The 21,939-nt window shown below is 59.1% G+C and carries 9 protein-coding genes and 6 pseudogenes; 8 read left to right on the top strand and 7 right to left on the bottom strand.

The window, feature by feature from the left end:
* Positions 1–5: 5 nt before the first annotated feature.
* The gene (locus QA642_RS39755; RefSeq protein ID WP_283081736.1) at positions 6–695 is read right to left on the bottom strand and encodes a hypothetical protein; all 690 of its coding nucleotides are present in this window, start codon (positions 693–695) and stop codon (positions 6–8) included.
* 649 nt (positions 696–1,344) lie between these two features.
* On the opposite strand from QA642_RS39755, the gene QA642_RS39750 reads away from it, so the two are divergent.
* Positions 1,345–2,679, top strand: a complete 1,335-nt coding sequence (locus QA642_RS39750; RefSeq protein WP_283081735.1) for an IS5 family transposase — start codon at positions 1,345–1,347, stop codon at positions 2,677–2,679.
* 1,531 nt (positions 2,680–4,210) lie between these two features.
* Here the strand turns inward: QA642_RS39750 and QA642_RS39745 are convergent.
* Complete coding sequence (locus tag QA642_RS39745) at positions 4,211–5,086, bottom strand: acyl-CoA thioesterase II (protein WP_283081734.1); 876 nt, start codon at positions 5,084–5,086, stop codon at positions 4,211–4,213.
* Between the two features lie 1,000 nt (positions 5,087–6,086).
* Here QA642_RS39745 and istA point away from each other — a divergent pair.
* Together istA and istB are read left to right on the top strand one after the other, a co-directional pair.
* Positions 6,087–7,619, top strand: coding sequence for an IS21 family transposase (gene istA / locus QA642_RS39740; protein ID WP_283087069.1), 1,533 nt, complete (start codon positions 6,087–6,089; stop codon positions 7,617–7,619).
* A gap of 11 nt (positions 7,620–7,630) precedes the next feature.
* Positions 7,631–8,374, top strand: a complete 744-nt coding sequence (gene istB, locus QA642_RS39735; protein ID WP_271597274.1) for an IS21-like element helper ATPase IstB — start codon at positions 7,631–7,633, stop codon at positions 8,372–8,374.
* Between the two features lie 1,119 nt (positions 8,375–9,493).
* Here istB and QA642_RS39730 read toward each other — a convergent pair.
* The 3 genes and pseudogenes from QA642_RS39730 to QA642_RS39720 all read right to left on the bottom strand — a co-directional run.
* Entirely contained in the window at positions 9,494–10,759 is a 1,266-nt protein-coding gene (locus tag QA642_RS39730; RefSeq protein ID WP_283081733.1) for an aminotransferase class I/II-fold pyridoxal phosphate-dependent enzyme, read from the bottom strand.
* A 444-nt stretch (positions 10,760–11,203) separates the two neighbouring features.
* On the bottom strand, positions 11,204–12,859 hold the full coding sequence (locus tag QA642_RS39725; protein ID WP_283081732.1) for a class I adenylate-forming enzyme family protein: 1,656 nt from the start codon (positions 12,857–12,859) through the stop codon (positions 11,204–11,206).
* A 555-nt stretch (positions 12,860–13,414) separates the two neighbouring features.
* A pseudogene (locus QA642_RS39720) lies at positions 13,415–14,648 on the bottom strand (IS701 family transposase); the annotation flags it as partial.
* 30 nt (positions 14,649–14,678) lie between these two features.
* Between QA642_RS39720 and QA642_RS39715 the strand changes: the two are divergent.
* A pseudogene (locus tag QA642_RS39715) lies at positions 14,679–14,886 on the top strand (transposase); the annotation flags it as partial.
* A gap of 1,507 nt (positions 14,887–16,393) precedes the next feature.
* Here QA642_RS39715 and QA642_RS39710 read toward each other — a convergent pair.
* Complete coding sequence (locus tag QA642_RS39710; protein ID WP_283081731.1) at positions 16,394–17,824, bottom strand: CoA-binding protein; 1,431 nt, start codon at positions 17,822–17,824, stop codon at positions 16,394–16,396.
* Between the two features lie 625 nt (positions 17,825–18,449).
* Between QA642_RS39710 and QA642_RS39705 the strand changes: the two genes are divergently transcribed.
* The 3 genes and pseudogenes from QA642_RS39705 (at position 18,450) to QA642_RS39695 (ending at position 20,784) form a co-directional block, all read left to right on the top strand.
* Positions 18,450–18,839, top strand: coding sequence for a hypothetical protein (locus QA642_RS39705; protein WP_283081730.1), 390 nt, complete (start codon positions 18,450–18,452; stop codon positions 18,837–18,839).
* A gap of 266 nt (positions 18,840–19,105) precedes the next feature.
* Positions 19,106–19,362: pseudogene (locus QA642_RS39700) on the top strand (transposase); the annotation flags it as partial.
* Between the two features lie 78 nt (positions 19,363–19,440).
* Positions 19,441–20,784 (top strand): annotated as a pseudogene (locus QA642_RS39695) (IS701 family transposase).
* A gap of 49 nt (positions 20,785–20,833) precedes the next feature.
* Here QA642_RS39695 and QA642_RS39690 read toward each other — a convergent pair.
* A pseudogene (locus QA642_RS39690) lies at positions 20,834–21,591 on the bottom strand (IS5 family transposase).
* Between the two features lie 111 nt (positions 21,592–21,702).
* Between QA642_RS39690 and QA642_RS39685 the strand changes: the two are divergent.
* Positions 21,703–21,902, top strand: a pseudogene (locus tag QA642_RS39685) (IS256 family transposase); the annotation flags it as partial.
* Positions 21,903–21,939 lie beyond the last annotated feature (37 nt).

Raw genomic sequence — 21,939 nt, 5'->3', positions numbered from 1 at the left:
GAAACTCATGCGGCTGAAATCAGCTCGCTGTCGTCGCGGCGATCAACACGGCTCCTCAACTCCTCGCCAGTTAGCCAAACTAGCAGATACTCGTTCAAAGCGTTTTGCCCAATTTGCCGTAGCCCGCCGGCCTCATGGTGTGCATATCCGTATTGCGCAACAACGCCCTTATCGAGTTGCCAGGGCGTTACAAGAGCACATACGTAGTCAGGAGCCCACATCGCAAAAGATACCCCGAATGCGACCCCTCCCATGATCTTGGGCATACCGCGTCCTCTATAATCTCTGCGCACCCATACATCCCCGTGGTAGGCGACTTTCCCCGTGATCTTCTTCGCGCTTGGCGCTATACAGGTCCAACTGTCGTAAGGATGTGCATGGGCGGCTGGGCGGTCGCCAAACACTTTTTCAAGATGCTCTGCAAAATTGATGCACGAAAGCTCGTACAGTCGAACAGCCTGTAAAACAGCGACGTCATTATTATTGTCGACGCCTATCATCCAAAATCCATCGCCTGCTTTGATCCGGGGCTGGAAAGTTCGAGATGTAGGGTCCTTGGTTGGAGTGGCTCGTGTGATCGAAATGTATTTATGGAAATCGAGCCCTGTCGAAAGCTTAATGCCTTTTTGGCTGGCCGCGGCATCATACCTCTGAAGAAAGCGCGAAATCTGCAGGTGATTAAGCGAGTTAGTCATTGCTGGACCTTACTTCATCATAAGAAGCTTATTTCCTTATACTACATGATTAGAAATAAACCGAAACACTACCTACTCTGGTGTGGCAATCTCGTATTCGGCATCGGAAAAGCGGGGCGTTGACACGTGAGAGCGCATGACGGCGCCAGATCGTTATTGAGCGCTATCGTGGTGGGGTCAGGCCGGGGCTGTGGCGGATGATCTGTCGGATGTTTCGAGGAGGGGAAACCGGCCACCCGCGGTTGAGCAAGTCAGAAGATTCGACGTTGCCGTTCTGTATGGGTTTTGACCGCGCCCGCAAGTATTATCCGGTTCTGGGTTCGCCCGGTCGTTGGGCCTGCCCGGTTGGGCGGTCGCAGCGACGGAAGTTGGCGCGGAGCGTTCGGCATAGCGCAGCGCCGAATTTCACGCGGATGGCAGGTGAACGCGAACACCAGAGGTCTTCCATCCCCTAGCGTCGTTCGTCGTTGTACAACGTCGCCCGTGAAGAATTCGGAAGCGATTGATCTGTCGCAGTGATTTGACGCGGGCAAGTATTCGATTTTGCAAGAATGCCGTGGGTAGGTCCTGGTTTTCTTGCGTTTTTGGATTCCGGATTGGGCGGCTTCGTGATTCCTTTGACGGCGAGATTCGCTATTGGGGAGAACCCATGAGCCATCCGCGCGACGATCGTCAGGACGATCTGTTTCGTCCATCTCTGGAGAAGATCATCAACCTTCGCCATCCGTTGGTGCGTCTGGCGGCGGAGATCGATTGGGACTTCCTGGCGGGACGCTTCAGTTCGGTCTGTCGCCTCGGGCCGGGGCAGCCACCGTTGCCGACACGATTGGTAGCCGGACTATTCATCCTCAAGCACATGCACAATCTCTCTGACGAGGCGCTGTGCGACAGGTGGGTCGAGAACCCGTATTTTCAGCATTTCTGCGGCGAGGTGGTGTTCCGGCACGACTTGCCATTCGATCGCTCGTCGCTGACCCGCTGGCGCCAGCGGCTGGGTGAGGAGCAGATCGCCGCGCTGTTGCAAGAAAGCCTCTCGGTGGCGCATCGAACTGGGGCAATCGAGACCAAAGATCTCGAGCGGCTCGTTGTGGATACCACCGTACAGGAGAAGGCGATCGCGCATCCGAGCGATGCACGGCTCATGCACCGGGCGATCGAGAAGCTGGTCGGTTTGGCCAAACGCGAGAGCGTCGAACTGCGCCAAAGCTATCTGCGCGTGGCCAGGCGCGCCGCCATCATGGTGGGACGCTACACGCATGCCCACCAGTTCAAGCGTGCCCGGCGAGAGCTCAAATTCCTGCGCACCCGGCTTGGCCGCATCATCCGTGACATCAGACGCAAGATCGAGGGCGACCCTGCGCTTGAGGATCGCTTTGGTCCGCTGCTCGATCTCGCCCACCGGGTTCGCCATCAAGAGCAGCGTCAGCGCGGTCCCAAGGTCTACTCGTTGCACGCCCCCGAGGTGGAGTGCATCGGCAAAGGCAAGGCCCGGGCACCTTACGAATTTGGCTGCAAAGTCTCGATTGCCACGCCTGCCACCGCGCCCAAAGGCGGGCAGTTCGTATTGCATGCCAAGGCCCTGCACGGCAATCCCTATGACGGCCACACGCTCGGTCCCGTCATCGCCGACCTCGAAAAGCTCACTGGTGTTGCAGCGCGCCGCATCCACGGCGACAAGGGCTACCGCGGCCACAACTATCCTGACCGGTTCAAGGTCTGGATCAGTGGCCAGGTTCGCCGTGTCACCAAAGCCATCCGCCGCGAGATGCGGCGTCGCGCCGCCGTCGAGCCTGTGATCGGCCATCTCAAGGACGACCACCGAATGCGCCGTAACCATCTCAAGGGTCGCGACGGCGACCGCACCAACGCCGTGCTCGCCGCCGCCGGCTACAACTTCAGCCTGCTCCGCCGCTGGCTCACCGAACTTTTATGCGGCCTGTTATGGATGCTCTGTCGCCACCTATCGCAATCACACCTTGCGTAAAACGGTGCTCAGGGACGTTCTTCACGAACGACTACAACGACGTTTAAGAACGCCCACACGACCGTTCTTCGCAAGATCATCGGCATCACTCTTGGTGTGGCCGCCGAGCTTCCGTTCATGGGACTGTCGGCAAGATGTCGTTTTTCGCTGAACCCCGGACGGGTCGCAAGCAGGTCGTTGGCTGGAAGTTCAGCATGGACGTTCGACCCGACGGCTTACCCTGACGCCGAGCTCTACCGTTGCCAGCATCGAAGCACTTGCGGAACTTACTGCGCTTCTCGATCTTGCGTTGAACGATCGAAGGCCATCAACTGCCCTGCTTTCTGCCGCATTTCACAACCAGAATCGGGGAGAGGCTCATGTGCTCGAAGCGCGCAATGCCACGGAGCGGATACCCCTCAATCGACAATCGTGGCCGAAGCAGATGGATCTGTTCGGGCGACCGGCCGTTCGCACGGCGCCATCCGCGCGCCCGCGTGGCCGGAGCTTCTGGCGGAAGCGCGGGCGGCGCGCAAAGCCTGATGATGCAGTTGATCCTCGACCATGCTGCGACAGCAGCGATGCCGGCCGGTTAATGAGGCCGATCATGATCTCTGATAACCTCCGACCACATCATCTGGAGCGCAAGGCACTTCTTTACGTGCGTCACTCCTCAAGGACATCAGGTGCTGCACAACCGCGAGAGTGGCGCGTTGCGATACGCCATGCGAGACCGGCTGACAACGCTCAGATGGTCCGAGATCGAAATGATCGATGATGAATTCCGTCGTTCAGCCGCAGACGCGGTTCAACGCGGTGGTATGAAGAACAGTGGGATTGTAGTTGCCGCGGCCGAGAAATCGGTTCCCCAAACAGGACCTGTCAGCGGTTGAGAGGTCTTACTGTGGGACCGGGGGTCGGTGGGCGATCGTGGCAAAGGCCTGCGGAGTTTTCGTGTCAAAATTGCTAACGTATTCGGGGCGGACGTCGGCGTTCTTGATGGCGAGCGACAAGAGCTCGTTCGCGAAGCTGCCGCGGGTTTTGATGATTTTGCGTGGCCACCGGTCCAGTCCGTCGACCGGGATCGTAGCGGGTATGAGATCTCTCGGTGCCAAGGTTTCTAGCGGAAGACCTGGTCCGGCGCGGCCATCAAATCGCCGGGGTGGCCGTGGCTCGCTCACTGTGCTCGCTGGCATTTTTGTATGAAGGGCAAGGATTACCTGTGGCGTGGCCAGTGCTGGTCACCAACAAGACCCGCGATGCAAGTTCAAGCCAGGCATCTCGCGCATCGCGCCGACGCCGGGCTCGTCACTCCGGTCGGGCTACACCCTCCCTTCATCACGAGCTGCTGGTCGGAGCAACGCGGCAAAATTCAGTTCGACACTCGCCTTCGAGACGATTCATGATCAGCGTAACGCAGTTGTCAAATCGACCGCGTCTGGCGTCCCCGCCTCACCCTTCCACGACACGGACCTTAGGAGTGTCTCCGTTTTGAATTCCCGCATGAGAAGGCGGATATCCTCGCAAGCCCAACTAAGCGTGACGTCGTGATTCAGCGTCGCTCGCGCACCAAGCCCTCTTGGGCGACGGACGCCACCAGCGTGCCATCACGCGTGAAGATCATGCCGCGGGCAAGGCCGCGTCCGCCCTGCGCGCTCGGCGACTCTTGGGCGTACAGCAGCCAGTCGTCGACCCGGAATGGTCGGTGAAACCACATCGCGTGGTCGAGGCTTGCCGCCAGCATACGGCCATCGAGTAACGTGCGGCCATAGCGCGCCATTATCGCATCAAGTAGCGACCAATCCGAGGCATAGGCCAGCGCGCACATTTGCAGCGCCGGATCGTCGGGCAGATCCTCAGTAATTCTAATCCAGAGATGAACGCGGCCATCGCCGGTCTTCTGCCCCACATTCCGGCCTATCTCAGCCGCGCGCAATTCAATCTGAGGAGAGGGCATCTGAATCGGGCGATTGGGTCCGTACCGACGACGGGTTCGCTTTGACAGTCCGGCCAGCATCGATCGCTTGGATAGCGTCTTCTCGTCGGTGAGTTCTTCCGGCGGCGGCACGTTGGCCATTATGGCCTGGTGGTCAAAGGCGCTCTGCTCCTCGGCGTGAAACGAAAACATGACAGAGAAGATCGGCATGCCGTGCTGGATCGCCGTGACGCGACGAATCGAATAGCTCTTGCCGTCGCGCAGATCTTCGGTCTTATAAATGATCGGCACCTTGGGGTCGCCGGGCCGAATGAAATAGGCGTGTAGCGAATGCGCCATCCTGAGTCCCACCGTGCGGGATGCCGCCATCAGAGACTGTGCGATCAGCTGGCCGCCGAACACCCATTGTAAACTGGGATTCGGGTTCTTTCCGCGAAACAAATTCACCTCGATCTCCTCAAGCTCGAGGATCGCGCGCAGGGCTTTGGACATTTATGTGCTTTCGGTTTGTTCAACGTCATTCCGCGCCATGGCACTACCGTGGTCTCGCAACTCAGAAGTCGGTTTATAAATCATGGCCCGGCGCCCTTAAGACCTGTCTCTCGACCACCGATAATGTACCGCAGCGAAGCCTTGGACCGACTCTGTCTCAAACAGTCACGTGACGTGCTCCCATCAAGGACGGCCTTGCGACTGCATCATGCTTTTGGCAGGCAGAGCCGTGCTTGCCTATGTGCCGAGCAAGTTCCATGAGGTGTGTGCAGGATTTGGGCCAGGTCACTGGTGCGAATTGCTGTGAGCATTCTGCTCCGCAAAGTCGCGCTCGCGGCAATTTGACCGAGCTGAAGCAATCGCTTTCAGACAGACACCGCATGCTACCGCGCACTGCCTGATCTTCCCGACAAGATTAGTAAACTCTAGTTCGAGAGTGTCGCAAACGCCCCAGAGGGCGAGCACCGGGCCTCTTGCGGAAAGGCGGCCTACGACGCCCTCGGATAGGTCTCCTCGTCCGGCCGAGACCCTCCGAAGCTTCAGTTATACTCCGCTTGGCGGCAAACAGACGCGGCACCTGGCGTCCTTCGGCCCGCGTAGGCGTCGCTCCGCAATGCTGTGCACGGTTTGAGTGATAAAGAAGCTCGCGCCTACCAAAAACGAGCTTTTGCAGCGCTGCCTATCAGCGCGTCGCTCGCCGCCAAATCGGCCGAAAACAACTCGGCGATCTCACGAACTTCAGAACTGCGGCGATCACAATGACGAGAACGCATCGCGACTAGTCCTGAGCGGCTTGAGTGCGGATTCCGCTCGATGTCGCCCACCATTCCGAGATGATCTCGCCCACCATTCCGATTTGAAGTCGCCCGCCCGTTCCGAGATGATGTCGCCCACCATTCCGGGATGATGTCGCCCGGGTGACGAGACCTCTTCTGGCTCCCATAGGGTCAACCCTTTCGGCTTTGCGAAGGGGACCTGGATGCCGACGGAGAGGCTTGCGATGCGCCGTGTGCGCGATGTGATCAGAATGAAGGCGGCGGGGCTGCCGAGCCGCGAGATTGCGCGACGGGTGGGCGCGGCACCCTCGACGGTGCGGCTGGCGCTCCGGCGGTTCGAGGCCGCGGGCTTGAGCTGGCCGTTGCCAGACGACGTCACCGACACGGTTCTGGAACTTCGCCTGTTCGCTAAGACCGGCAATGGCAACCGTCAGGGTCACCGCCGCATCGCCGAGCCCGACTGGGCGACCGTGCACCGCGAGCTCAAACGCAAGCACGTGACGCTGTCGATCCTGTGGGAGGAATATATCGCCACCGAGCCCGGCGGATACCGGTACTCGCGCTTCTGTGAGCTCTACCGCGCCTGGGAGGGCCGTCTGTCGGTGACGATGCGCCAGGCCCATGTGGCTGGCGACAAGCTGTTCGTCGACTACGCCGGCGATGGCGTGCCGGTGGTGGTCGACCGCCTGACCGGTGAGCGCAGAACGGCGCAGATCTTCGTCGCCGAGCTCGGCGCATCGAGCTTCACCTACGCGCAGGCGACGTGGACGCAGGGGCTCGCCGACTGGATCAGCGCCCATGTTGGCGCCTTCGCGGCGATCGGCGGCATACCGGCGCTGCTGGTGCCCGACAACACCAAGGTCGCGGTCATCAAGGCGAGCCTGTACGACCCGCAGATCAATCGTACCTATGCGGAGATGGCGGCGCATTACGGCACCGCCATCTTGCCGGCGCGGCCGCGCAAGCCGCGCGACAAGGCCAAGGTCGAGCAGGCCGTCCTCATCGTCGAGCGCTGGCTGCTCGGTCGCCTGCGTCATCGCACCTTCTACAGCCTGGCCGAGGTCAATGCGGCGATCGGCGAACTGCTCACGAGGCTGAACGAGGAACGGCCGATCCGACGGCTCGGCGTGACACGCCGCCGGTTGCTCGAGGAGGTCGACCGGCCGGCGCTCAAGCCATTGCCGGTGTCCCCCTACGTCCTCGCCGAGTGGCGGATCCGCCGCGTCAGTCTCGATTACCACGTCGAGGTGGAGAAGCATTACTACAGCGTTCCGCATCGCTTCGCCCGCGCCGAGGTCGAGGTGCGGTTCACGGCCCGCACCGTCGAGATCTTCCACAAGGGCGAGCGGATCGCCGCGCATCAGCGCATGAGCGGCAATCACAAACACACCACCGTGCCGGAGCACATGGCCTCCAGCCATCGGCGCTACGCCGGCTGGACCATCGCGCGTATCCGCCAGGACGCCGCCGCGATCGGGCCGGCGACCAGCGCGTTGTGCGACCTCATTCTCGACGAGCGCTCGCACCCCGAGCAAGGCTTCCGCGCCTGCCTCGGCATCCTCAGGCTCGCCGCCTCCTATGGGCGCGAACGGCTGGACGCCGCGGCTGCGCGGGCGATCGACATCGGCGCGCGCACCTATGGCTCGGTCAAGTCGATCCTCGCCAATAATCTCGATCGGCGTCCTGCTCACCAGCGCTCCGCGGACGATGCGCCGATCCTGCATGCCAACATCCGCGGACCGCGCTACTACAATTAGGAGATCATCCCTTGCTCACCCATCCGACCCTCGACCGCCTCAACGCCCTCGGCCTCCACGGCATGGCCAAGGCCTTCGCCGACATCGAAGCCACCGGTGAGGCCGCAAGCCTCGGTCACGCCGAATGGCTTGCTCTGCTGCTCGAACGTGAAGCCTCGCTGCGGCACGACAAACGGCTCGCCACCCGCCTGCGCTACGCCAAGCTGCGCCAGCAGGCGTGCGTCGAGGACATCGACTACCGCACCCCGCGCGGTCTCGACCGTCCGCTGTTCGCCAAGCTTGTCGAGGGCCGCTGGATCGACGACCACGTCAATCTCCTGATCTGCGGCCCGGCCGGCGTCGGCAAGAGTTGGCTCGCCTCGGCGCTCGGCCACAAGGCCTGTCGCGACAATCGCTCCGTGCTCTATCAGCGCGTCCCGCGCCTGTTCGACGATCTGGCGCTCGCCCGCGGCGACGGTCGCCATCCACGCCTGTTGCGCGGCCTTGGCCGTGTCGATCTGCTGATCCTCGATGATTGGGGGCTCGAGCCGCTCGATGCCGGCGCCCGTCACGACCTCCTGGAAATCCTCGAAGATCGCTACGGTCATCGCTCCACCATCGTCACCAGCCAGCTCCCCGTGGACCAGTGGCATCTGCTCATTGGAGATCCCACCTATGCCGACGCCGTGCTCGATCGCCTCGTCCACAATGCCCATCGGCTCGACCTCACCGGTGAGAGCCTGCGCCGAAGCCGGCAACCCGCCCGAAAGACCTGAGCCCGTCGCCCTGTGGACATGCCGCTGCGCTTGGACAACGCCAAGGCGTTGCCCACATGCCCACAGCAACCGCAACAGAAACAGAAGAGTTCAAGCCGCGATTCCGGGTTGACCGCCCGGCTCGCCCAATGCCAGAAAATCTATCGGCCAGAATGCCTCGCTCCCGGGCGAGATCAAATCGGAAAGGTGGGCGACATCGTCTCGGAATCCCCGGGCGACTTCATATCGGTACACCCGGGCGACTTCGTCGGAATCCGCAGCTTGAGTAGCCGAAGCGTCGTTGCGGCCCATCTCATGACCGATGCAAACGGTCGACCGTGGCGACATCGAAACAAACTTTGTTTGCTTCGGCAAGATGCGATTTGACCGAGACAGCTGCGCAAACAAAGGCGCGTCGCACGGCCGACGCGGCGTAAGGCCCGGCCCGAAACGTCGTGACCAAGCTTATTTCCAAAGCCTCAGCTCTCATCTGAATGCGACCTACCAAAGCGCACCGCGATGGAACGTCCCCATCGTTGAACCTGCATCTTAATTGCACGTTTCGAACGAAGCGCTATGGGTCAGATTTTACACGGCTCCGCACAGCACATGGAGGCAGTCGTCGAGCAATACAGAATGCTAGAGAGCCTGAGACGCCTCGCCAAGCGTTCTGCAATAAACTAGAAACCGCCGCAAAGTGGAAGCAGCAAGAGACCGTAGCCGACCTCCCGACAAGCCCCCAAGAAAAGACCAGTCCACCGCGCTCTCCATCGAGGAGGAGGCCGCGGCAGCATGCGATGGTGCCGCTCGCCGATATCTGCAGTCGCCCCCAATCTGACGCGTACCTGCGTGCATCGCTGCGGTAACGCTTTGGCATCAGCCGACTGCCACAGATTGAAGGCAGCAGGCCTGCGTAAGAAGGGCGTCAAGGTTTATTGCGGGTTAACTTCGCCGAACTCAGACCGCCCGAGGCATGCTCTACCTCTATGTCGCGATGGATCGCTTCAGTAAGTTCGAACTCGTGGCAACTGGCGTCAGCCGCGGCCTTCCTCGGGTCGCGGCTATCCCTTACCAGTTCCGAGCGGTTCTCACCCACAAACGAATCCAGTGCACCTTCCAAGCGTCTGCTGAGTCATCGGATCACCTCAACGGGTAGGGCTTTCCCGTGGTTTCAGCTGCTTTTTTCAAAATGCAGTCGCACAGCCGCTCTATGTCGCGGACCTCATGCTCCGCGGTAATGCACACCTGAATCCCTGCGCTTCGTTGCCGGGGAAAGAACGTCGCCAACGTATAGAAGCCGCAATCGAGAAGCCCTCTTGCGATCGCAATCGCATTGGCCTCCGATCCGATCGTGATCGTTCTGATCGGAAGTAAATTGCCTTGCTCGGCAGTTGCGACACGACGATCAAAGATGTCGACGCGTTGCGCCAATCGCCGCTGCCGCTGGCAGAGTTCTGCTGATCGATGAATCTTGCACGATCCGAGTGCAGCGCCAATAGCCACCAGATCGGGGGCCGCTGAAAACGCATCGGGAATAGACTGTCCTCGAAGCAGCGCCTCGTGATCCGCCGCACCAAGCATCAACACTCCGCCTGATGCACCGAATCCCTTGGACAACGAGGCTGCAATAATCGTTCTCTCATCGAGCACTTGCGGAAGCTGAGAGCGAGCGAATCCTTCGCCTTGGCATCCGAAGATCGATATGCCGTGGGCATCGTTAATATAGAGAAAGAGTCCATAATGTTCTTGGAGATGGCGCAGTTCCTTGACTGGCAAATGCCCTCCCATGGAGTAAACGCCGTCGCATATATACGCAACTGCTGGATGCTCTCTACACAAGCGCTCGAGCGCCTCGACGTCGTTGTGCGCTAACGTTTCCACTCGCGTTTCTTGAGCCACAACCGGCTTCTGATAAGCGAGCGAGATGTGTACGGAGTGATCGAACACGACGACCGGCTTCCTGCCGCCCGTCAATTGACCCGAAGCAAGGATGGCGATTGCGCCAAGATTAGCGAGCATGTCACTGGAGAAGGCGAGCACGCGCGCACGGAACAGCTCGGACAGGAGTCCTTCAAGCTCTCCCAGAAGATCGAAATCGAGCCGCGTTCGGGCGTAGGAGCCATGCAATGACCGCTGCGCCTCGATCGCTTCAATCGCGCCAGCGACGATCACCGGATGATTGTCGAGGCCCAGGTAAGAGCATCGCACGAAGTCAATTACCTCCCGACGGGTGTTAAGCGGATCCTTGCTCCAACCAATCGCGCGCCCCGAACGTCCACGGACGGTCATAAGGCCAGCCATCTCGCCGGCATCTAAACATGGCTTGCTCTCGGTTATCACGTGGGCGAAGTTCCGAGACTTTCCAGTGAGGCAATCCATATCGGTGGGAGCGATCTGCTGGTGCATTTCATTCTCAGTTCATTTTCCAAGGGGTTGCAGGTGACCACTCAGCTGCGCCCGCAAAAACCGCAGGGATTGGCAATATCGAGCAGAAGTGGACCTTCGCAAATCTTACGAACTAAACCGCTGGGTGCCTGGCTTGGATAGCTACCAAATCAAAGAGGGCTAAACGCGTAAAGGGGGTATTCTCGCACCGCCGCTGCCAGGAGCCGCGGAGTAGGTCACTCGTGATCACCGGCGCGGTCTCTTTTCGCATTACGGATAGGGCCCGCAAGTCGTACTATTTCAGACCACAATGAGAATGGAAGCGCTCAAGCATTTACGCTGCAGCAAGCGATTGATCTTGCCGACTGTGTCGCGGCCGGGCTAAACAATTCCTATCCCAGAATAGCGCGATACCTCGATCCCCCAATCAGTGCAGCATGCAAGAACTGGCATGAGAACTCGGCTTCAGTGCCAGCGCTTCTCTTCAGTGTCGTAGGCGCCGGCGAGCGGATCACTCACGGCCATCAGCTCGCGTTTGAGCACTTTATTGCTGGAGGTTGTTCTGGGGAGCGCCGAATTAAAGGCGATGTATCGCGGCACCTTGAACACGGCAAGGCGAGCACGAGCATGTTCAAGAATGCGCTCGATTGGCAGATCACCTGGTGTGAGGCCTTCCTTCAGTTCCAGGTAGATCTTGACCTCTTCGCCGCGCTTTGCATCGCGAACGGGTACGGCGGCCACGTCCGCAACCTCAGGAATCTCGCGGATGACAGCTTCCACCTCGCGCGCAGCAATATTCTCGCTCGAGCGTCGGATCATATCCTTGGTGCGTCCTATCAGCCAATAAAAGCCTAATTCATCTCGCCGCAGCAGGTCCCCTGTCTTGAACCATTCCCCCTGGAACGAAGTTGCATTCGCCTCCGGGCGGTTCCAGTAGCCCTTGAAGATTCCACGACCGCTAATCCACAGTTCACCAATTTCGCCATCCGGGGTGGGTGTGCCATTGTCATTCATCAGTCGCAGGTTCCGAAAGGGCGCACGAATGCCCACCGACCCGGAGTCGGCCATCTCGTCAAGGTCCTTCGGCATTGTCGCACCAAACCCAATTTCCGTCATCCCGTAAGCATCCTGTGTGCGCACTCGAAACCGCTTGCGGAACTGGCGCACCGTGTCAGGACTCCAACCCCAATTCAGGGTCTGCTTAAGACATGTCGCTCCGTCTTCGTCGGCCGCCTCGGCCTGACGCGCTATCAACTCGGTAAACACGCACCACTCTATACGGTGTTGCCTGAGCCAACCGATGAAGCGCGTCGAACTGAGTGACGGAGCCAGATAGAGAGTGCCGCCCTGACGATAGGACTTCAGAAGATATCCCTGCGGATCGCCATAGAAGAACGGTTGTGTAGCAAGATACCTCTGGTACGGCTCCCCATCCCCGCACGTACCTTGGTACGAAGTCACGCCCCAGTAGTCGTGCGTCAACATGCAGCCCTTCGGAAAGCCCGTTGTCCCCGAAGTATATTGAATGTTCAACAGGTCGTCCGGGCGGACATCCTCCTCAACCACAGAACTGTCGACTCCCTTGAGCAACTTATCCAGGGTATTGGGTGCGCCGTCGGAAGGCTGTCCAACGAGAATTACTCGCTCCTTGGCGAGGTGTTGCGGCCATGGATCCATGATCGAGAAGACTGACCACGCCGCCCCATCGATGACGGCGAATTTGGCCTGCGTATCGCTGAGAATATATTCGATTTCCCTCGGAGTGTAGCGCATGTTTATGGGGACCATTACAGCACCGAGCTTGGCCATCGCGAACCACAGGATCGGGAATTGGATCCGATTGGGCAGCATCACACCAACACGATCCCGCTTCCTTACGCCGATTGCACGTAGGGCACGCGCATATCGGTTAGTCAATCGGTCCATCTGCGAGTACGTCGCGCGCTCGCCGCGCTCGAAGACTTCGATTGCGGTCATTGAACCGTGCGTTCTCGCCCGCATTGAGACTAGCTGGCCGATCGTGACGCTCTCGTATGCGGATTCCAGCGCATCGATCTTGCGCAACGCATTTGCGACGCGATCTTGCAGCTCGGGTTGTGTCAACTTTGTAAGTGTCGTCATTGAAGCTCTTCTGGTTCAGGGGACACAAAACAGGTCTGCGAACGGCGCAGCAACCTTCTATTTGAAGGCTCTCCGAGGTTGCCGATCACCGGAGCGACTCTCGGCGCAACGTATCTGCCAGATCTCGGCTTGCCAGTGCAGCAGGCGTGAGACGCGGCAACGTGTACACCTTTGACTCGGCGTGGCCGGGTGATCGAGACAGCCCATTCATCTTGGGCGTCCTTATTAGAAGCAAGGGCGTTCATAGTGTACCCGAGAAGCCGTGAGAGTAACGGATTAGGTGAGCCCGCTATTGCTGCACGTTTATCCTGCCTTGATGAGCTGGTACTAGCCTAGACGCAGAGTTTGTGGTTCATACATCATTAACAAGTATCTAGGCACTACCTGTTCTAGTGGGCCGCATTTCTATTGGCTGTTTGAAGGAGCGGTGTTGTCAGGTATCACGATAGAAGGCGGGAGAGTGTTTGGAGCGGCGGTCGACGAGCTGGCAAGGGCGACTTCAAGGGCCTGTTCGTATCCATCGATTTTGACACAATGTGTTTGCGCCACTGTTTTTCAAGGATTTGCTTTCGGCAATATGGGCAGTGCTGAGGCGGCGGCCGGAGGATGAGATCGACGATGGCGTGGCGTACGGCGGGCATGGTTGGTTGAGGCGGAGGCCCGTTGATTCTTTTTTTCCGCCCGCGTGTGCGAGGCGACGATGTTGCAGGAAGGCGTAGGCAATCATTGTCATCAGGGCGTGGCGATGAAGACCCTGCCATGATCGCCCCTCGACGTGATCAAGTCCAAGCTCCTCCTTCAGCTGCTGATGCGCCTGCTCACAAATCCACGTGCCTTGATGGTGGCGGCCAGGGTGCGCAGATCCGTCGCCGCCGGAGGATTGGCGAGATAGTATTTCTTCTCGCCGGAGGCGCGTTGCTCGCCAATGAGCCAGGCTTCGTCGCCTGGGAGATGCTGCTGTCCTTTATCCCATATCCGCTGCGGAGGGCCGTCGGCGGTCCGGACGCGGAGAGCAGCAAATTGGGCTTTGAGCCGACCTTTCGTTCCGCTACGCCAACTCACGGTTTTCCATTTGGCGCTGGCCAGCATTTGTTCTGCCGCAATCGACAAGATATCGGGCACGTGGTGCTTTCGTGGTTTCCCGCGGACTTTGGTATTCGGCCAAATGAGCTTCACATCGACCGGATACACTTTCAGGTGCCGAGGGATACCAACAGCCCAGGCCAGCCCGCGCTGTTAGCCCTTGTCGAAACGGTGCGCTGAGGCCGTATCCTGCATCAGCCAGCACACATCCAAAGCGCACGTTAGCTGCCATCGCGCGGTCAATCTCGGCCAAAGCAATCTCCGGCTCGGACCGTGGCGTTCGGTGTTCGACTGGCACCCGAGCGCGCTTCAAACGAGACACGTCGCTTGTCCAACTGTCAGGCAGAAAGAGACGTAACGGGACCATCTCTGGCACTTCGCCCCGGGAAAGCGTTACAGAGCCAGCGTTTGGCAATTTGCCCTTTTGCCGCGGGCCGACGCGTACTCAGCTTAACACCGACCGAGCGGCTCACCCTTCTTCGGCAGTGAGGTGCCATCAATAACCAGAAATGCATTCTTTCCGCCGACAAGTCGGTCCGCCTGGTTGAGAAGCTTTGTCTCCAGCGACGTCGCGTCCCAGACACCATCCGCAATGAGGTGGTGTACCTGATCGTAGTTGCTCGTAGGAAGACGTTCGGGCCATCGGCTGGGCGCTCTTGCGATCGCCGAGGCCGATCAATCCCGCAACATACGGAGGACACATCCGCTCCTAGGCCGACCAGACGGCGTCGCGTGACACTACATCGCGCCAAGCAAGCCCATGCAGAACGCCTTCATCGAGAGCTTCAACGGCCGGCTCCGTGGAACGAGACGCTGTTCGCGTTGCTGGCCCAGGCCCGCGTCACGCTTGGATGCTGGCGGGCCGATTACAACGACGCACGACCACACTCGCAGCTCGGGTGGAAAGCCCCGTCGAAGTTCGCCTTCACTATCAGCCGCGCCGGCATCTGGCGCCGCGCTATGCCGAAGGCTCCGCGCCAGCTCCCGTCGCTTCCACCGCCCAACCGGGCAAATCGAACGACCGGGGCGATTCAGAACTGGATAAAACTCGGGGGCAAGGTCACCAGGTCAGTATCGGCGGCGTCGATGGGAACTGCGGATTGCAGCAGATCATGCACGCGGACAACCCAACGAGCTGGTAGCGTTATCGGGACCTGTCTCCACAAACCGCTATGAGCAGGAAGGTCCCGCCACTCACGCTCGAACACGCCGGGAAGCTCCTGCTACAATCACGACCAATTCTCTGATGAACCGAATGTTCTAAGACAGCGTAAGCTACTGCAGCTCGTGCTGTTTGATGGGCGCACGCTAATCACTGGAGATCGGATACTTTCGCAGTTTCTCCGCGCGCAAGCCGCTGGCCACCTGGGGCGGCCGTAAGCAACCGCTCTGCAGCTTACACGATGTGGTCGGTCATTGATGCGGTCCGGCATGCTCTTGCAGTGATCTCGTCACAGCCGAACGCTTTTCGTCCTAACTTGAGGCGTAAACCGCTGAGCATGAGAAGAACTTCAGGCTGGGAGAGGAGGTCAGGACCCGCCCGAACCACACAGTGGACGCTCGCGGCTTTGAGCGCGAATATAACCTCGACGAGTGTCGACGATCGAACCAAGACGGTAATATCCGAGACCGCGAACCAGCGGGTTGCGCTCTCGTTCGTGTCAAGCACTCCTTAGTAGGAGAGGATGGTGATCACCATTTCCAGTCCGGCTGAGAACCCGCCTGTTTCCGCTGCCTTCCGATCGGCCCAGCGACGAGCGCCCGCAGCCGCACTGGGCTATGAGCGCGTCGACGCCGCCTGCGCTCCGCGCTTCTGCTCAACGCCCGTTCCTGATCCCTGGACTGCACACACAAGCACTCTCCCGATGACACGTCGGCTGCGGAGACCGTTTCTCGATAGCTTTCGATTGCCGAGAACCTCGTTCGAGTGCTACCATGGAATAATTCATCAGCGAAGCCGACCAATCGGATCGAGGATGGTCACCACGGCATCCAAGCCCGCCGCCATCCGCGCCACATGCGTACCGATACCGCCCATCTCCGATCAACCACAATCCAGACGGCTGCATACCAGGCGCTCCACCGACCAGGGGCCTCGCCGCGTGTGCCACGTTTGGATGGCCGCGGTAGCAGCTTCCATCGCGAGTAGGGCAAGCAGCCGAAGCGCTACTACGCCCAGCAGTCCGATCGTAAACCGATGAGAGTGCAGACAGAGTCAGGAGACGCTCAGGTATCGCTGTCTTCGGCGAATCTTCGTGTCGCGGTGTCCGCCGCAGCAGACGCCTCGCCTTGTTTACCACCAGATCTGCGGTAACGCTACGACCACGCCAGTTGTGTCCGCCTGACGATAAGTGTCGCCCAACTTTTGGCTTGTGCTTCGATCCTGGTTCGACCCGACGCGGTTCATGCTCACTACAGCGCCTGCGGTATGATCGTCGGGCTCACCAATATCTAAATTGACCTATGCCAGTCGATCACTTTGCCCAGTGCTCGAACCGCGACTCCCGTGCCTTGCAAGAGAGGTCGGCCGGCGAACATGGGTGGGGAACCACCCTCGCTATCTCGGCAGAGTCCATTCATTTGTGAAACTGGGATAACAACGATTTCAGGATGTTGGAGCACTAGCTCCTTAAGCATGAGGCCAACGGGTGATTCATCATCGATGCTTATCGGCAAGTCCTTGCCCCAGAGAAGGATGTCAAATTCCCCACTTTGTCCGAGTACCTGCATGCAATCGCTCAGGACCCCGGCATCGAACGCACTCTGGGCACTCAGATCAAGGGGATTAAAGCTGTTCGCGAAATTCGGAAGGACATCTGCCAGTCGTTTGCACAATCGGCCCGAGAACGAAGCGAGCTTCAAGCCCGATGTCGACAAAATTGAGTCGGCCATAATGTTTCCCATTCCGCCTGAAAAGCTAACGAAAGCAACGCGATTCCCACGTGGTCTGCCAGACGCTTTGAAAGCCATAACCGTTTCGATTAGGTCCTCGACCGATCCGACCGTGATTACACCCAGTTCTTCGAGGAACTTGAGTTCGCGTTGATAGTTGTTTACGGCTTGTGTCGCTGTATGTCGGCCGATGCCCCTTCGCGCCTCAGGATGAGCGCCAACGCGCAACATGATGATCGGCTTTCCTCCTTTCCGCGCGCGCGCGCAGGCAGCCGCGAAACTTTCGGGATTCTTGATCCCTTCCGAATAACTGATGATGACTTCTGTTTGTGGATCGACCGCGAAGTAATTGACAACTTCGGCTGTTGTCACGCTGACTTCGTTACCAGTCGTTGCGATTTTGCCAATACCGACACCCCTACCGATCAGCGGATGCACTACTGCAGCCATCTGTCCGCTCTGAAAGACGCCGCTGACGCCTCCAGCGGCGATCTTGGCTATGCTGCTTTCCCCAACGGCAATCATCGGCCGGTGCATATTGATGACTCCGAAGCTGTTGGGCCCGATAGCGATTGTTGTCGTCGCGCGTTTTGCCCAGTGCAGAATTTTTTGCTGCCTAACGCGTCCTTCATTCGAATCAATTTCCGCGAAGCCGCTGGAGATGATCTGTGCGGCCCGCACTGACTTTAGTTCGCATTCCTCTAGAATGGGCAGAATGTTCTCAGCTCGAACGCATAGGATGGCCAGATCGACCTGGAACGGAACGTCTGAAATGCACCTGTAACAGTCCACGTCGTCAACAATACTGTAGTTCGGATTGACACCAGCGAGATTTCCATCGAAGCCGGAGGACACAATGTTGTTAAGAATGCTTTTCGCGAGGCTCGGTTTCGGCGAGGCACCCACAACGGCAACTCCTTTCGGTTCGAAAAGGAATTGAAGATTACGACATAGCTGCGGATCGCTCGCTGCTTGCTTCTCACTGTTCATGGACGTGTAATTCCTTGATATCTGCTGAAGCTGGAGAGCGGCAAAGTTGGGACCGGTCCAATTTCTTTTTGGAGGGCGGCTCGAGTATCGAACCTGCCTTCATAGCCCTGCGAACGAGCGAGAACTGGTGACTGACCTCGGCAGTGCCGTTAACCTGTTCGGCGAGCGCAACCCTTGCTACGATACTTGCTTGCGCGTTTGTGCGTTGATCCACCCTCACACCCGCTGGGGCTATTCTCAACAGCAAGGGCTATGCCAGCGGCGCTCAAGTGCAGAAGCGTCTGTTGCGCTTGAAAAAAGCTCGCACGCCTCTAACGACACCCAGTGTTCTCAACGCCACAATCGTCGTTAGCAGTCAGAAACCACACACTATCGGCGGCCTTTTCGCACGAAGCCAATTTGCTATCCTCGTTGAGAAGACCCCTCAGACTCGAAACGAGGAGATGTCGCTACACCTCGTTCAAACCTGAAAGAGTATCGCGAAAGCTAGGACGAACTGATAAAGCCAGTCGCCAGATTTGAGCAAACCGCTTGCAGATCGCTCTCAGTGCGGTGGCCGCTGTTAGTTGAGAGCTATCGCCGAAAGTTGGTGACGATCGGGAATCGGAAAGGCGGCATACCTTCGTTGCTTGAACCCTCCACTTCTCCACGGAAGGAGCGATATGCTGCGCCCAAAGATAACATCATCAAGCTGATTCAACCAGGAAACGCCGCCGATCAACTCACAGAAGTGTTGCGCAACGGGCACGTGCCCTTCCCCGAGGCGGCCCTGGCCGAGGTCAAGGACTTTCACGGTATGAAGACGGACGGCCACCGGCGCATCGTCGGCCGCGGTCACCTGCTGGAGCACGAGGTGATCACGGGTATCGGTCCGGTCGCTATCCGCCACCCAGGTGTGCGAGATCGCGAGGCGGACGCCACCGATCCCGACGCATTCGGCTCTCCCCGTCCGATCCCGCCACCATACATGTGCGTTCGAAGCCGATCGAGACGCTGCTGCCGATCCTTTACCTGAAAGGAATCTTGACAGGCCGCTTCTCGGAGTCGCTGGCTGCGCTGCTCGGCAAGGATGTTGCCGGGTTGTCGCATCCGCCATTGGTGGTCAGGGATGCTGGGTCGACGAGCGCACCGCGTGGCAGATGCGCGATCTGTCGGCGAAGCGCTACGTTTACATCTGGCCGATGACTTCCATCTGGAAGCGCTGCTTGAAAAGCAGTGCATCCTCGTGCTGATCGATTTTATGTTGGAAGGCTGCAAGGAACTGGTCGGTTTCACCGATGGTGGCGCGAACTGCTGCTCGATCTGGAGCGGCGCGGGCTCGAGGTGCCTCCGCGACTCGTCATCGCCGATGGCGCACTCGGCTTCTGGAAAGCGGCCGGCGAGGTCGGGCCAAAAACGCGAGGGCAGCGCTGCTGGGTGCACAAGACTGCAAACGTGCTCGCCAAGCTGCCGAGGGTCTGCAGCCGAAAGTCAACCGCGCTTGCAGGAGCGAAACGAAGGTTGCTAGCGAGCTGGCGTTAGTCGCCTTCATCGAAGCTACGCGCTGAAATACTAGCACTACTTTGGCAGATTGTTGATTTTGCCGCGTTTTAGAGGATTCCCGAATCAATTTTTCAATGATTCATGGGTGGTCGGCTCTTGGAGGGCTGACCATGCCGGGATGGGAAGACGAACTCGAACGCTGGCTGATGCCGTTCTTGGACCGGCTGGGTCATAAGACCCGGCAGCGGATGTGTCCTCTATATGTTGCGGGATTGATCGGTCCTGGCGATCGCAAGAGCGTTCAGCCGATGGCAGAACGCCTTGCCACGAGCAGCTACGACCAGTTGCACCATTTCATTGCGGACGGTGTCTGGGACGCGACGTCGCTGGAGACAAAGCTTCTCAACCAGGCGGACCGACTTGTCGGCGGAAAGAATGCATTTCTGGTTATTGATGGCACCTCACTGCCGAAGAAGGGTGAGCCGCTCGGTCGGTGTTAAGCTGAGTACGCGTCGGCCCGCGGCAAAAGGGCAAATTGCCAAACGCTGGCTCTGTAACGCTTTCCCGGGGCGAAGTGCCAGAGATGGTCCCGTTACGTCTCTTTCTGCCTGACAGTTGGACAAGCGACGTGTCTCGTTTGAAGCGCGCTCGGGTGCCAGTCGAACACCGAACGCCACGGTCCGAGCCGGAGATTGCTTTGGCCGAGATTGACCGCGCGATGGCAGCTAACGTGCGCTTTGGATGTGTGCTGGCTGATGCAGGATACGGCCTCAGCGCACCGTTTCGACAAGGGCTAACAGCGCGGGCTGGCCTGGGCTGTTGGTATCCCTCGGCACCTGAAAGTGTATCCGGTCGATGTGAAGCTCATTTGGCCGAATACCAAAGTCCGCGGGAAACCACGAAAGCACCACGTGCCCGATATCTTGTCGATTGCGGCAGAACAAATGCTGGCCAGCGCCAAATGGAAAACCGTGAGTTGGCGTAGCGGAACGAAAGGTCGGCTCAAAGCCCAATTTGCTGCTCTCCGCGTCCGGACCGCCGACGGCCCTCCGCAGCGGATATGGGATAAAGGACAGCAGCATCTCCCAGGCGACGAAGCCTGGCTCATTGGCGAGCAACGCGCCTCCGGCGAGAAGAAATACTATCTCGCCAATCCTCCGGCGGCGACGGATCTGCGCACCCTGGCCGCCACCATCAAGGCACGTGGATTTGTGAGCAGGCGCATCAGCAGCTGAAGGAGGAGCTTGGACTTGATCACGTCGAGGGGCGATCATGGCAGGGTCTTCATCGCCACGCCCTGATGACAATGATTGCCTACGCCTTCCTGCAACATCGTCGCCTCGCACACGCGGGCGGAAAAAAAGAATCAACGGGCCTCCGCCTCAACCAACCATGCCCGCCGTACGCCACGCCATCGTCGATCTCATCCTCCGGCCGCCGCCTCAGCACTGCCCATATTGCCGAAAGCAAATCCTTGAAAAACAGCGGCGAAAGCACAATCTGCCAAAGTAGTGCTAGGGCTCGGACTCAATTGATCCAATAGGCAACGATGGCGGCGAGATGGATGGCAGCCAAGAAGTTCCTGGCTAGTTTGTCGTAGCGAGTTGCGACACGCCTGAAATCCTTGAGGCGGCAGAAACAGCGCTCGATGACGTTGCGCCCCTTGTAGGCGCGTTTGCTGAAGCTGTGGAGAGTGACCCTGTTGGATTTGTTTGGAATGACGGGCTTGGCACCACGATCGACGATTTCGGCTCGAAAGCCGTCGCCGTCGTACCCTTTGTCGCCAATGAGGGCAGACATGGGTGGCGCGAGTTCCAAAAGGGCTGGCGCTGCGGCAATATCAGCGTCCTGGCCTGGAGTGAGATGAAATGCGCAAGGTCTGCAGTCAGGGTCGCTCAGCGCGTGGATTTTCGTGGTCCGCCCGCCGCGCGAGCGGCCGATCGCTTGCTCATGCTCCCCCTTTTCCGCCGCTCGCCGAGCGATGCGCTTTGATCGTGGTGGAGTCGATGGACAAAGTCACGCCGTCTTTGCCGCAGCGGGCGAGCGCTTCAAAGATCGCCCGCCAATGTCCGCGCTTGGCAGCGATTGAAACGATTGTAGATCGTCGTGTAGGGACCATAGTCGGGCGGGCAATCGCGCCAGCGTGCGCCGCACTGAAGCATGTGAATGATACCGCTGATGACGCGTCGATCGTCGTCGCGCACCGGTCCGGTCTGGTTCGTTGGCAGATGCGGCTCTATCAGAGCCCATTGCTTGTCGTTGAGCCAGAACAGTCCTTTGCGCATCGAAGTCCCCCGCGTGGAATCAACCCGCTGCGAGGGAATCAGAGTTCGCTAACTAGGTACAGACCCTAGAAGGCGGCCGACTCTTTAGTCTAACCAAAGATCGAACACCTTGCTACCGTGCGCCACCGCACCATCCGATCGAAGGCTTGTCTGTCGAATGGGCCGCGCTCGCCACGGTCTTCAAACTGGTTGAGGGCGCACAGAAAAGCTGGCGCCGTCTCGACTGCCACAACCGGTTGCTGCAGCTCGTTATTGGTGTGACCTTCAACGACGGGATCGAGGTCATCGCCAAGCCGGCCGACCGTCAGTCCATAAAACCCGGCAGCCTAACCGGCCCCGCCGTGAGCA

This window comes from Bradyrhizobium sp. CB2312 (assembly GCF_029714425.1).
Classification (GTDB): domain Bacteria; phylum Pseudomonadota; class Alphaproteobacteria; order Rhizobiales; family Xanthobacteraceae; genus Bradyrhizobium.
The sequence above is the reverse complement of the archived record's forward strand: the minus strand, read 5'-3'. Positions and strand labels throughout refer to the sequence as shown.

Bases quoted from the DNA above. Each gene is read 5' to 3' on its own strand.
- QA642_RS39755 (WP_283081736.1), bottom strand. From the start codon at position 695: ATGACTAACTCGCTTAATCACCTGCAGATTTCGCGCTTTCTTCAGAGG.
- QA642_RS39750 (WP_283081735.1), top strand. From the start codon at position 1,345: ATGAGCCATCCGCGCGACGATCGTCAGGACGATCTGTTTCGTCCATCT.
- QA642_RS39745 (WP_283081734.1), bottom strand. From the start codon at position 5,086: ATGTCCAAAGCCCTGCGCGCGATCCTCGAGCTTGAGGAGATCGAGGTG.
- istA (WP_283087069.1), top strand. From the start codon at position 6,087: ATGCGCCGTGTGCGCGATGTGATCAGAATGAAGGCGGCGGGGCTGCCG.
- QA642_RS39730 (WP_283081733.1), bottom strand. From the start codon at position 10,759: ATGCACCAGCAGATCGCTCCCACCGATATGGATTGCCTCACTGGAAAG.
- QA642_RS39725 (WP_283081732.1), bottom strand. From the start codon at position 12,859: ATGACGACACTTACAAAGTTGACACAACCCGAGCTGCAAGATCGCGTC.
- QA642_RS39710 (WP_283081731.1), bottom strand. From the start codon at position 17,824: ATGAACAGTGAGAAGCAAGCAGCGAGCGATCCGCAGCTATGTCGTAAT.